This window comes from Gluconacetobacter tumulisoli (assembly GCF_014174155.1).
Taxonomy (GTDB): domain Bacteria; phylum Pseudomonadota; class Alphaproteobacteria; order Acetobacterales; family Acetobacteraceae; genus Gluconacetobacter; species Gluconacetobacter tumulisoli.
Window position 1 is genome coordinate 79,681 of sequence record NZ_JABEQM010000006.1, and the last position, 11,895, is coordinate 91,575.

An 11,895-nucleotide genomic window follows, 5' to 3' on the forward strand; every position below is an offset into this window, starting at 1 on the left:
GCCGTTTCCGCTTGTCCTATAGCCCTTCCGCCGCCAGCAGGGTCGCCTGTTCGTCCTGGCTCAGCGCATCGACGAATTCGTCGAATTCGCCTGCCATGACCCGATCGATCTTGTAGGCGGTCAGGTTGATGCGGTGGTCGGTCACCCGGCCCTGCGGAAAATTGTAGGTCCGGATTCGTTCCGACCGGTCGCCGGTTCCCACCTGCGACTTGCGGTCGGCGGCACGGGTGGCGTGGGCAGCGGCGCGTTCGCGTTCGTATAGCCGGGCCATCAGGATCTTCATCGCCTTGGCGCGGTTCTTGTGCTGGCTCTTTTCCTCCTGCATCGCCACGACCAGCCCCGTGGGCAGATGGGTGATGCGCACGGCGCTTTCGGTCTTGTTGACATGCTGCCCGCCCGCGCCCGACGCGCGATAGACATCGATCCGCAGTTCGCCGTCATTGATCTGGACGTCGACGTCACCGGCCTCCGGCAGGACGGCCACGGTCACGGTCGAGGTATGGATGCGTCCCTGGCTTTCGGTCGCCGGCACGCGCTGCACCCGGTGCACGCCGGATTCGTATTTCAGCCGCGCGAAGACGCCACGCCCGGTGATGTTTGCAATGCCTTCGCGCAGTCCGCCCAGTTCGGATTCGTCGAATTCCATCACCTCGAAGCGCCAGCCGCGCAACGCAGCATAGCGGCGATAGGCGTCGAACAGGGCCGCAGCGAACAAGGCGGCCTCATCTCCGCCGGCCGCCGGGCGGATTTCCAGGATCGCGCTGCGTTCGTCGGCCTCGTCGCGCGGCAGCATGGCGATGCGAATCGCCTGCCGGATATCGGGAATGCGGGCACGCAGCGCGTCCAGTTCCATCTCCGCCAGATCCCGCATCTCGGGATCGGACAGAAGGGTCTGGGACTGGTGTTCTTCCCGCTCGGCCTGGCGCAATTCGCCGATCTTCGCCACGATCGGTTCCAGCTCGGCATATTCGCGCGACGCCTTGCTGAAGGCTTCGCCGTCCAGCCCCTGGGACAGCATCGCCTGCAATTCCTCGGATCGTGCGACGATCCTGTCCAGCCTGTCGTCGAGCCCCATGATTCTTACCCGCGCACGGCCCCGGCGAGGTACTCTGCCACCGCGTCCAGCGCGATTTCGCCCTGGCTTCCTTCGTCCAGCGACTTGACCTGCGCCACGGCGCGCGCGACCTCGTCCTCGCCGATCAGGATGGCGTGTGTCGCCCCGATCCGGTTCGCCCGTTCCAGCCGGCGCTTGGCGTTGCCGCGATAGGCGATCTCGGCCCGGATGCCGCTGGCGCGCAGAGCCTGCAACAGCGTGACGGAAACACCGGTGGCCGCATCACCCAGCGGCACGACCGCCACGGGACGCGGTGCGGGCGGCGTCGCCTCCAGCAGCATCGACAGCCGCTCGATCCCGCCGGCCCAGCCGATGGCCGGCGTGCGCGGCCCGCCCATCTCGGCCACCAGCCCGTCATAGCGGCCGCCCGCCAGGACCGTGCCCTGTGCGCCCAGCCGCTCGGTCACGAATTCGAAGGCCGTATGTCCGTAATAATCCAGGCCGCGCACGATACCCGGATTTTCGCGGAACGGCACGCCCAGCAGGTCCAGCGCCGTCCGCAAGCCGTCCCAGAAGCTGCGTGCGTCGTCCGTCAGGAAGGCGCCGATCATCGGCGCATCGGCGACCAGCGCCCGGTCCTGTGGCGCCTTGCTGTCCAGGATGCGCAACGGATTGCGTTCCAGGCGGTTGCGGCTGTCCTCGGACAGCTGATCCTTGACCTCGGTGAAATAGGCGACCAGCGCCGCGCGCCATGCGACCCGGCTTTCGGTATCGCCCAGCGTATTCAGGTCCAGAACCGTCTCGTCCGCGATGCCCAGCGCCTGGAGGATGTCACGGCCCATCGCGATGGCCTCGGCGTCGGCCAGGGGCTCGGCGGCACCGATCAGTTCGGCCCCGATCTGATGGAACTGCCGGTAACGTCCCTTCTGCGGACGTTCGTAGCGGAACATCGGTCCCGCATAGAATATTTTCTGCGGCAGCGACTGCGTCAGGCCGTTGGTAACCAGGGCCCGGCACACGCCCGCCGTGCCCTCGGGCCGCAGGGTCAGGGATTCGCCGCCGCGATCCTCGAACGAATACATCTCCTTGGATACGACGTCCGAGGTATCGCCCAGGGACCGGGCGAACACGCGGGTATCCTCGAAGATCGGGGTCGCCCATTCGTCGAATCCGTACAGGCCCGCGATCCGCCGCGCGGTCTCGACCACATGGGCATGACGCCGCTGCGTCTCGCCGATCAGGTCATGGGTGCCACGGACGGGCTGCAAGCTGCTCACGAATGGAATTCCTGACATGGACCAATGTCCTGTCTCTGAAATTCGCAAACGCATTTCAGAGGCAGGACATCAAGATAGTGTTTTATCGGGTGTCCCGAACCTGAACTGGCCGGCCGCCGGGGTCATTCCCGGACGGTCCGGGTCCTTAGACCGCCGTGGACAGGACGGCCTGGGCAGCTGCCTCGGCTTCCGCCTTGCGGGCGGCTTCCTCGGCCTGCATGAGGTCGACCTTCTTTTCGACCAGGTCGACGATGTGCTCGATCATGTCTGCGGCCGGGATGGTGTGGTCCTGGCGACCGGCCGCATAGACCATATGACGGCCGGAGCCGCCGCCGGTCAGGCCGATATCGGTCATCAGCGCCTCGCCGGGGCCATTGACGACGCAGCCGATGATCGACAGCGTCAGCGGCGTCTGGATGTGTGCCAGCCGGTCTTCCAGCGTCTGCACAGTCTGGATGACGTTGAAGCCCTGACGCGCGCAGGACGGGCAGGAAATGATCTTCACCCCGCGATGGCGCAGGCCAAGGGATTTGAGGATGTCCCACCCGACCAGGACTTCTTCCTCCGGTTCGGCCGACAGGGACACGCGCATCGTGTCGCCGACGCCCGCCCACAGCAGATTGCCCAGACCGATCGAGGACTTGACCGTGCCGGCGCGTCGGCTGCCCGCCTCGGTAATGCCGATATGCAGCGGATGGTCGCACACTTCGGCCAACTGCTGGTAGGCGGCAACCGCCAGGAAGACGTCGGACGCCTTCACGCTGATCTTGAATTCGTGGAAATCGTGGTCCTGCAGGATCTTGGCATGTTCCAGCGCGCTTTCCACCAGCGCATCGGGATTCGGCTCGCCGTATTTTTCAAGCAGGTGCTTTTCCAGCGATCCGGCATTCACGCCGATCCGGATCGAACAATTATGATCCTTCGCCGCCTTCACGACCTCGCGCACGCGCTCGGCGCTGCCGATATTGCCCGGGTTGATCCGCAGGCAGGCGGCGCCGGCCTGGGCGGCCTCGATCGCGCGCTTGTAGTGGAAATGGATGTCGGCGACGATCGGCACGTTCACCTCGCGCACGATCTCGGCCAGTGCGGCGGTGCTTTCCTCGTCGGGGCAGGACACGCGCACGATATCTACGCCCGCCAGTTCGGCCCGGCGGATCTGGGCGATCGTCGCCTCGGCATCCGTTGTAAGGGTGTTCGTCATCGTCTGCACCGAAACCGGTGCGTCGCCGCCGACGGGGACCTTGCCGACATGGATCTGACGCGACTTGCGGCGTTCGATATGCTGATACGGACGATAGCTGCTCATGGTCTGCCCTCCGGATGAGGCGATGATAACACGGTTCTATCCGACGGCCTGACGGCCAGGTGCGTTCCCGTCGGTGCTTCCTGCCAAAAAGCGCCCCTCTTGACCAGCCCGCAGCGGAACAAGATCAGTGACCGCCCCCAGGAGGCACGGCCGGGAGAGGCACTGGCGAAACGGTCGACGGCGCGATCGCGCGGGCGGCCCCTGCCCCATCGATCGGGAGCTGCGGATTCGCGACGGGGTGCGGCGCGGCAGGCGCGGACGGGACGGCGACTATGGTACCGCTGCGGATCGTATCAGGCGTCAGCGGCAGGTTCCGGCGCACGGAGCCGTTCCGGCCCAGCGGCGGGGTGGTCACGCCTCCGGCGCTCAACGTCAACCCGCCGGCGTTACCCACCGTCAACAGAAGATCACCCTTGTCCGGCGGCGGGGACCAGCTCTCGCCGGCTTGCAGGATATGGTCGTAAATGACCGGACCGCCTGCAACCCTGACCTGCACCCAGGTCTGGGCAGATGCGCGGAGCGTCATCTGGCCCGGAACGGATGCTGGGCCAGCCGGCACGGTATCGGCGGTTTCGGGGGACGGAACGGTGGAAAGCGGTGCGCCGGTTACGCCGGGGGACGGAAGCGGCGCGCCTGTCGGTTCTGGGACCTGGACGGGTGCCTGGGCTGGGACAGGGGTCGGCGCGGCTGGTTGTGTCGGCGTGAGCGATAGGGGCGCCGATGGAGTATTATCCCCGGTAAGGGCCGATTTTTCGGCGCTGGACAAGGGCTGGGGCAGACGAACCGGTGTCTGGCCCGGCGGCGGCAGGACGGACGCTACCTGCGGCGAGGTTGCGGCCTGGTGCGCCATGCCCGGGATCGCTGATGAAACGGATGGCACCTGCTGCGGCGGCGTGGTCTGGAATCCCGTCATCCGATACCAGCCGATATACGCCCCGACGAGGATCAGGCCCCCCAGCAATGAAATAACGCCCGCCGGCACGCTGCGGTCGGGTACAGGGGCTGGAAACGACAGTTCCGGCTTGTAGTCGATGCTGCCCCGCGCCTCTGTCTTGAACCGATGGACCATCCCTTCGCCGTCCAGTCCCAGCGCCGTGGCATAGGTGCGCAGGAAGCCCACGGTATAGACGTTCCCCGGCAGGTCGTTCAGGCGACCGTCTTCCAGAGCCTCGAGATAGGACAGGCGAATGCGCAGCCAGGTGGCCACGTCGGGCAACGCCCAACCCAGCTGTTCCCGACGCGCACGCAGGGTCGGTCCCACCCCTTGCGGGCTGTCGGCCCCCTTGGTCCCGGCAGCTGGTTCGGTCGTGCCGCCGCCTTCGGTCACGACCCCTCCGTCGGCGCCTCGCGCCGGACCAGCGCATCGACGGCCTGGTCGATCAGTTCGGCAATGATGGAAGCGACCGGTTGTACGCCGGAAATCATGCCCACCGACTGCCCGGCCATGACGGATCCGTTTTCCACATCCCCTTCGATCACTGCCCGGCGCAGCGAGCCCGCCCAGAAATGCTCGATATCCAGCTGGGCCTGTTCCCGCGTCAGCTCGCCGTTCAGGAACCGCTGGATCGTTTCCGCCTGATGCTGCAGGAAGCGCCGGCCGCCGGCATTCGACAGGCCCCGCACCGGGATGACGGGGAATCGTTCGTCCAGCTGGACCGAGGTCACCGCGTCACGTGCATGCGCACGCACGAACGCGGCCTTGAAGCGTTCGTGCGCGATGCTTTCCTCGGAAGCCGCGAAGCGGGTTCCGAGCTGTGCGCCGGCGGCCCCCTGCTCCAGGTAGGACAGGATGGCCTCGCCCCGCCCCAGGCCGCCGGCCACGAAGACCGGGACCGTGCGGATGAACGGCAGGACTTCCTGTGCCAGGACCGTCAGCGACACCGGGCCGACATGCCCGCCGGCCTCCGCCCCTTCGATGACCAGGGCGTCGACGCCCATCCGGACCAGGCGCTTGGCCAGGACCAGGGCGGGCGCGAATGCGATCACCTTCGCCCCGCCATCCTTGAGGGCGCGGATCGCCGGCCCCGGCGGGATGCCGCCGGCCAGCACGACATGCGTCACCCCGGCCTCGATGCAGACACGGACCAGGTCGTCAAGGCGCGGATGCATCGTGATCAGATTGACACCGAACGGGCGGCTGGTCAGGGCCTTCGTGGCGGCGATTTCCTCAGCCAGCCGGTCGGGTTCCATCGCTCCGCACGCCAGCACCCCGAATCCCCCGGCGTTGGAAATCGCCGATACCAGATTCCGTTCGCTGACCCACGACATCGCCCCGGCCAGGATGGCGAACTCGGTGCCCAGGAAGGACGTGCCGGCGGCCCACAGCTGATCCAGCCGCGCGCGGGCGGCGGTCCGCAATGCAGTTTCATCCATCGGCGGTCGTGCGACGAAATTGTCCATCACCATCTCAGGCAGCATCAAGGCCATAGGCGGTGTGCAGGGCACGAACCGCCAGTTCGGTGTACTCCGCTGCGATCAGCACCGAAACCTTGATCTCGCTGGTGGAGATGACCTGGATATTGATATTGCGGTCCGACAGGGTTCGGAACATCGTGTTGGCCACCCCCGCATGCGACCGCATGCCGACGCCGACGACGCTGATCTTCACCACGTCGTCGTCCGTGACCAGCTCGCCGTACTGGATGATATCGCGGGCCTGCTCCAGTGACTGGATGGCGCGGGCGAGGTCCGATTTGCTGGTAGTGAACGTCATGTTCGTCAGACCGTCGGCGCCCGTGCTTTGCACGATCATGTCGACATTGACGTTCGCGGCCGTCAGCGGTCCGAAAATCGCGGCCGCGATTCCCGGTCGATCAGGCACCCGCCTGACGGAAATCTTGGCTTCGTCGCGGGAATAGGCGATGCCGGCGACCAGTTCCTTTTCCACTATTTCATCCTCATCCACCACTAATGAACCGGGCAGGTTGCCTTCGGAAGGTGCTGGGCCGTCGGCGAAGCTCGACAGCACCTGTACGCGTACCCGTTCCTTCATCGCCAGCTCGACACTGCGGGTCTGGAGCACCTTGGCGCCGACCGATGCCAGCTCAAGCATTTCCTCATACGTAATCTTATTCAGCTTCCGCGCCCTCGCAACAATGCGGGGGTCCGTGGTGTAGATTCCGTCCACGTCCGTATAGATGTCGCAGCGGTCGGCCTTCAGCGCCGCAGCCAGCGCGACCGCCGATGTGTCCGACCCGCCCCGACCCAACGTCGTGATCCGGCCATCAGGACCAACCCCCTGGAAGCCGGCAATGACGGGCACCTGACCGGCCCGCATCCGTTCGATCAGCGCCGCGCCATTGATCGACCCGATCCGGGCCTTGCCATGCGCGTCGTCCGTGTTCAGCGGAATCTGCCATCCCTGCCAGGATCGCGCGTCCACTCCGATCGCCTGCAGGGCGATGGCCAGCAGGCCGCTGGTAACCTGTTCGCCCGTCGCGACGACGGCATCATATTCGCGCGCGTCGTGCAATGCCGACAGCGACTGGCAATAGCCGACCAGCCGGTTCGTTACGCCGGACATCGCCGAAACGACGACCGCGACTTCGCATCCCGACATGACCTGCTTGCGCACTTTTTCCGCAACGGCACGAATGCGATCGATATCGGCCACCGAGGTGCCACCGAATTTCATCACGATCCGTGGTACGGTAGGAAACATGGACGAGGCTCTCCAGCTCAGCGCGACGGCCGATCCAGCCCGACGGGTGCCGCCTGGGCGGCAGCCGGGGCATTGCGGTTATATGCAAGGCGCGTCACATAGCCTTCCCCCGCTGCGCCGTCCAGCGGGAGATGGCAAAGTGGAAAGGTAGTGGCGTCATGCAGGACAACGATTCGTCCCTTCCGGCAGGATTGTCCGTCGCACCGGACGAAATCGCGCGCTTCAGCGCCCTGGCCGACCGGTGGTGGGATCCGTCCGGTCCGATGCGCCCGCTGCACGCCATGAACGGCCTGCGGATCGACTGGGCGCGTCGCCACCTGCCCGCGCCGCGTGACGGCGACGGACGACTGCGGCAGGTTCTGGACATCGGATGCGGGGCCGGCCTGGCCAGCGAGGGGCTGGCCAGGCTGGGATATGACGTGCTGGGCCTGGATGCGGCGGCCGCGGCGATTGCCGCCGGGCGGATGCACCTGGACCGCAATCCCCTGCCCCCCGGCAGCGGCCCCCTGTCCTATCGGGTCGGCAGCGCCGAGGATCTTCAGGCCGAAGGGGCGCGCTTCGACGCCATCACGGCGCTGGAGGTGATCGAGCATGTGACCGACCCTGCCGCCTTCCTGCGCCTGCTGTCCGGCATGCTGCGCCCTGGCGGCACTATCATCCTGTCGACGCTGAACCGTTCGCTGCGCGCGCTGGCGACGGCCAAGATCGGGGCGGAATACATTCTGCGCCTGCTGCCGCCAGGGACCCATGAATGGCGGAAATTCATTACGCCGGCCGAACTGGGCGGCTTTGCCAGTCAGGCCGGCCTGCGGGTATCGGACATCGCCGGCATGGTGCCCGCCATTGGCGGCTGGCGCGAAAGCCATGATCTGGGCGTGAATTACATCGCATGCATGGTGGCTGACTGAGAGTCCGTCTGAAAACGCGCGCCGAGGGTATCCGACACGCGTTTGGGGGCGGCTCAGGCCGTCTGCATGAAGGCGAAGGTCGTCGGGCTGCCGACCGGGGTGAAATGCCAGGTGAAATCTAGGGCGCCGGTTGTCGGGTCGACCTTGAAGGACGTCACCGAATCGCTGCGCTGATTGGCGCAGAACAGGAATTTTCCGCTGGGGTCGAACATCATCGCGCGCCCGTAATCGGCATGCATCCAGACTTCGTCAATCAGGGTCAGCGAGCCGTCGGGACTGACCCGAAAGATCGCGAGCGAATCGCCCAGCCGATTGGAGGCATAGACAAAGCGACCATTCGGCGACAGGAGGATTTCGGCCGCGAGCGTGCTTCCCTGGAAATAGGGGGTCACGGTGCTGACCTTCTGCTGCGGGACCAGCGCACCGGTCCGGGAATCGAAGGTCGCCACGATTACCTTCGAATCCTGCTCGCACAGGATATAGACCATCCGCCCGTCAGGGCCGAAGGCGAAGTGGCGGGGGGCCGATCCCGGCATCAGACTGACGAAAGGTGTCGCGGCCGGTCGCAATTTTCCCGTCGCGAGGTCGAGCGTCCAGACATATACCCGATCCAGCCCGGCGTCGCAGGCCAGCACGTACCGGCCGGACGGGTCGCAGGCCACCATATGCGGATGGGGTCCGGAATGGTCGCTGACGGCGTAATTTCCCGGCGGATTGTCCTCGGCGCGTTCCGGCATCCTGGGGCCGATATTGTGCACGACGTCCGTCGGATCCCCAAGGCTGCCGTCCGGCCGCACGGGCAGGACGCCAATGCTGCCGCCGACATAGTTGGCGACGAGGACGTAGCGTCCGGAATGATGCAGGCTGAGATGTGCCGGGATGGAACCGCCCGAGGTCTTCTGGTTCAGCATGTTCAGTTCGCCGGACGTGCGGTCGACCGAGAATGCCGTGACGCACCCGTCATGAGCGGCATTGAAATCGTCAATCTCGCTCAGGGCGTAGAGGAAACGCGTATCGGCCGACATCGTGATGAATGACGGGCTGGCGATGTCGACATAGGTGGTGACCGGGGTCAGGACACCCGTCTCCTGGTTCATCTCGAAGACCGAGATGCCCTGCCCGTTGCCGGCGCCGCCCGGCGGGGCATGCTTGTTATAGCCGCCGATATAACAGATCGTGCGAGACCCGGCCGGTATGGCGGCCCGGGCCGGCGCGAACCGGAACAGCGGCGATGCGCCGGACGCGGCAAGCGAGAGGAGAAGGGCACGTCGCGAAAGGGGCAGATTCATGGATCGGCGGTCTCGGCTAACAGGATGGACAGGTCAAGGCATCTGGCAGCGCGGTCCGATCGTTCCGGTATAGCGCGTCCATGTATGGGTCTCGCCGAACAGGGGAATACCGATATAACCGCGCAATTTCAGCACGCCTTCCCGAGGGGACCAGATCTGCGCGTGATAGACCCGTCCCGTATCCGGATCCAGAATATGTCCATTCAACCGCCCGGCCTCCTCGGAATCGGGCGTAAAACCGGTCAGCATCAGCAAACCGCATTCCGATCCGCCATCCTTGGCCTTCGGAACCTCGCCAGTGTAGCGCATACCCACCAGCCGGCCGCAGATTTGCCCGCCCCCACAGGATCTTACGTCGAATACACCATCGTGTTCCTGGGTTTCCCACAACCCCAGGGTGGATAATATTCCCGTGTCATTCGCGGGGGCCGCCCATGCGGCCATGGCCGGAAGACCGCCCAGGGCGATGATCCCGGCCGCCACGGCTAGACGCGGCAGTCCTCCTCGCATCACCCGGTTCCAGGCAGGGAAAGCCGCGTCCGGCCTGTCTTTTCTGTCCTGCATACGTCCCATTTTCCCCGGTCCTGCCTCAGGCCGTGCCGCCACATCCATCCCGACGATTCTCAGCTGTCGGCGCGCCTGACCCAGGGCACCGATATGATGTCCACGCCTTCATCGGCCAGGCGTTCCCTCTCCTCTTCGGTGGCGTTACCGTAAATGCCGTGCTCTTCCGTCTCGCCACGATGAATCTTCAGTGCTTCTTCCGCGAAACGGTCGCCGACATCCTCGCATCTCCGTTCGATTTCCTGTCGCAATCGCTGCAATGCCGCCAGCATCGCGGCCGGCATCGTCATGTCGCGTTCGGCGGGTAATGCCGGAATCTCAACTGGTGTCGGACGCGCCGCCCCGGTACGGACCGCCGGGGCCATCAGCGCACGGGTCACGTCGGCGGCGCCGCATTGCGGACAGGATAGCAATCCCTGCCCGGCCTGGTCATCGAATGCATCGCTGCTGGGAAACCAGCCGTCGAACGCGTGCCCGTCTCCGCAACGCAACTGATAGCGGATCACATGCTCCCCCTGGCTGTCAGGCGGCGGCGAGAAGCGGGTCGAGCTTGCCGTCGCGTTCCAGCGCCATCAGGTCGTCGCATCCCCCAATATGCCTTCCGCCGATGAAGATCTGCGGCACCGTCGTGCGACCGCCCGAACGCTCCCGGGCTTCCATACGTTCGGCTGTGCCGTGCAGGGCGCGGATCTCGGTAAATTTCATGCCCTTCTGGTCGAACAGGCGGAGAGCGCGGACACAATAGGGGCAACCCGGCTGGGTGTAGATCTCGATTTTGGGCATGTTCGTCCTCGGCTTGGCATATGGGATGTCAGAGGCTGGTTTGAAATTCGTCCTGTTGACGATCCGATGCGATTTTTCTGCGCCTCGGCACTTTCGCTCCACAGGACGAATTTCAAACCAGCCTCTCAGGCATAGCCCACTAGACATAGCGCATTCATCCCACCACGGCATACCGTTCCCGCAACACGGCATTTTTCTCGGGACGGCGCGGTTCGCCCGGTGCCGGCGCGCGGGCCGCGACCAGCACGTCGACCGATGCCGCCCCGGCGGCCAGCAGCACGTGCGCGCATTCGCCCAGGGTCGCACCTGTCGTCATGACGTCGTCCACCAGAAGGATATGTCGATTCGCGACGGTGTCGCGTCTTGTCGGCCGGATCGCGATTGCACCCCGCAAGGCATCGCGCCGTGCCGCAGGGCCCATCCGCCCCAGCGGCGCAGTCGACCGGACACGGACCAGCATGTCCGGACTGACGATCGTACCGGTCGGCCGGCCCAGGGCCCGCGCCAGCAGGGCCGCCTGGTTGTAGCGACGCCTGAACAGGCGCCCCCGATGCAGCGGGACCGGCACCACGATGTCCGCATGCTCCAGCAGGGACCGGCCAATCCGGCCCATGTGGGCGGCCAGGACCGGCGCCAGTTCGGTCCGGTCGCCGTATTTCAGCCCCAGGACCAGCGGACGCGACCAGTCGTCATAGACCAGCGCAGCCCGCCCGGCGCGCCATGGGGGCGGTGTATCCTCGCACGGCCCGCACATCATCCGGGGGCCGCCGAACGATGCCGATATGAAGGGCTGCCCGCAACGCGTGCAGCACGGGTCGGCGATGAAGGTCAGTTGCCTGAAACAGGTCGGGCAGAAATGTCCGATACGGTCCACGTCTCCATGGCAGCAGGGGCAGTCCGGCGGCAGAAGGGTATCGAGCAGCCATGATCCGGCACGGCGTGCCGCGCGCACCGTGCCTGGAATGATCCCCCGGCCCGTCCCCTTGCCCGGTTCAGCGTCACGATACAGAATCATCACGTAAAGGTGCCATTGGCGGCGCCGGGTCGAAAGAG

12 protein-coding genes are annotated in these 11,895 nt (G+C 65.7%); 1 reads left to right on the forward strand and 11 read right to left on the reverse strand.

From position 1 onward, the window contains the following. Positions 1 to 16: 16 nt before the first annotated feature. The 6 genes from prfA to HLH28_RS08965 form a co-directional block, all read right to left on the reverse strand. Positions 17 to 1,075, reverse strand: a complete 1,059-nt coding sequence (prfA, locus tag HLH28_RS08940; RefSeq protein WP_182957876.1) for a peptide chain release factor 1 — start codon at positions 1,073 to 1,075, stop codon at positions 17 to 19. A gap of 5 nt (positions 1,076 to 1,080) precedes the next feature. After that, positions 1,081 to 2,331, reverse strand: a complete 1,251-nt coding sequence (gene hisS, locus HLH28_RS08945; RefSeq protein WP_182957879.1) for a histidine--tRNA ligase — start codon at positions 2,329 to 2,331, stop codon at positions 1,081 to 1,083. Positions 2,332 to 2,476: 145 nt separating this feature from the next. After that, positions 2,477 to 3,637, reverse strand: a complete 1,161-nt coding sequence (gene ispG, locus HLH28_RS08950) for a flavodoxin-dependent (E)-4-hydroxy-3-methylbut-2-enyl-diphosphate synthase (RefSeq protein ID WP_182957882.1) — start codon at positions 3,635 to 3,637, stop codon at positions 2,477 to 2,479. Positions 3,638 to 3,761: 124 nt separating this feature from the next. After that, positions 3,762 to 4,964: a RodZ domain-containing protein gene (locus HLH28_RS08955; protein ID WP_182957886.1), complete on the reverse strand. Its 1,203-nt coding sequence runs from the start codon at positions 4,962 to 4,964 to the stop codon at positions 3,762 to 3,764. Then, a complete protein-coding gene (locus tag HLH28_RS08960; protein WP_182957889.1) occupies positions 4,961 to 6,037 on the reverse strand; it encodes an NAD(P)H-dependent flavin oxidoreductase in 1,077 nt (358 codons plus the stop codon). Before HLH28_RS08960 ends, HLH28_RS08955 begins: the two co-directional genes overlap by 4 nt. Positions 6,038 to 6,044: 7 nt before the next feature. Further along, entirely contained in the window at positions 6,045 to 7,298 is a 1,254-nt protein-coding gene (locus tag HLH28_RS08965) for an aspartate kinase (protein ID WP_182957892.1), read from the reverse strand. A gap of 158 nt (positions 7,299 to 7,456) precedes the next feature. Between HLH28_RS08965 and ubiG the strand changes: the two genes are divergently transcribed. After that, positions 7,457 to 8,206, forward strand: a complete 750-nt coding sequence (gene ubiG, locus HLH28_RS08970) for a bifunctional 2-polyprenyl-6-hydroxyphenol methylase/3-demethylubiquinol 3-O-methyltransferase UbiG (RefSeq protein ID WP_182957897.1) — start codon at positions 7,457 to 7,459, stop codon at positions 8,204 to 8,206. Between the two features lie 53 nt (positions 8,207 to 8,259). On the opposite strand, the gene HLH28_RS08975 is transcribed toward ubiG, so the two are convergent. From HLH28_RS08975 to HLH28_RS08995, 5 genes are all read right to left on the reverse strand, one after another. Further along, entirely contained in the window at positions 8,260 to 9,495 is a 1,236-nt protein-coding gene (locus HLH28_RS08975) for a lactonase family protein (RefSeq protein WP_182957900.1), read from the reverse strand. Between the two features lie 33 nt (positions 9,496 to 9,528). Then, positions 9,529 to 10,005 carry a DUF2147 domain-containing protein gene (locus tag HLH28_RS08980; protein WP_246395876.1) on the reverse strand — a complete coding sequence of 159 codons (477 nt, stop codon included), beginning with the start codon at positions 10,003 to 10,005 and terminating at the stop codon, positions 9,529 to 9,531. A gap of 113 nt (positions 10,006 to 10,118) precedes the next feature. Further along, positions 10,119 to 10,565, reverse strand: a complete 447-nt coding sequence (locus HLH28_RS08985) for a DUF1178 family protein (RefSeq protein WP_182957906.1) — start codon at positions 10,563 to 10,565, stop codon at positions 10,119 to 10,121. A gap of 16 nt (positions 10,566 to 10,581) precedes the next feature. Then, entirely contained in the window at positions 10,582 to 10,842 is a 261-nt protein-coding gene (gene grxC / locus HLH28_RS08990; RefSeq protein WP_182957909.1) for a glutaredoxin 3, read from the reverse strand. A gap of 154 nt (positions 10,843 to 10,996) precedes the next feature. Beyond that, a complete protein-coding gene (locus HLH28_RS08995) occupies positions 10,997 to 11,857 on the reverse strand; it encodes a ComF family protein (protein ID WP_182957912.1) in 861 nt (286 codons plus the stop codon). Between the last annotated feature and the right edge of the window lie 38 nt (positions 11,858 to 11,895).

Bases quoted from the DNA above. Each gene is read 5' to 3' on its own strand.
- grxC (WP_182957909.1), bottom strand. From the start codon at position 10,842: ATGCCCAAAATCGAGATCTACACCCAGCCGGGTTGCCCCTATTGTGTC.
- prfA (WP_182957876.1), bottom strand. From the start codon at position 1,075: ATGGGGCTCGACGACAGGCTGGACAGGATCGTCGCACGATCCGAGGAA.
- HLH28_RS08965 (WP_182957892.1), bottom strand. From the start codon at position 7,298: ATGTTTCCTACCGTACCACGGATCGTGATGAAATTCGGTGGCACCTCG.
- HLH28_RS08980 (WP_246395876.1), bottom strand. From the start codon at position 10,005: ATGCGAGGAGGACTGCCGCGTCTAGCCGTGGCGGCCGGGATCATCGCC.
- HLH28_RS08995 (WP_182957912.1), bottom strand. From the start codon at position 11,857: ATGATTCTGTATCGTGACGCTGAACCGGGCAAGGGGACGGGCCGGGGG.
- ubiG (WP_182957897.1), top strand. From the start codon at position 7,457: ATGCAGGACAACGATTCGTCCCTTCCGGCAGGATTGTCCGTCGCACCG.
- HLH28_RS08975 (WP_182957900.1), bottom strand. From the start codon at position 9,495: ATGAATCTGCCCCTTTCGCGACGTGCCCTTCTCCTCTCGCTTGCCGCG.
- HLH28_RS08960 (WP_182957889.1), bottom strand. From the start codon at position 6,037: ATGGACAATTTCGTCGCACGACCGCCGATGGATGAAACTGCATTGCGG.
- ispG (WP_182957882.1), bottom strand. From the start codon at position 3,637: ATGAGCAGCTATCGTCCGTATCAGCATATCGAACGCCGCAAGTCGCGT.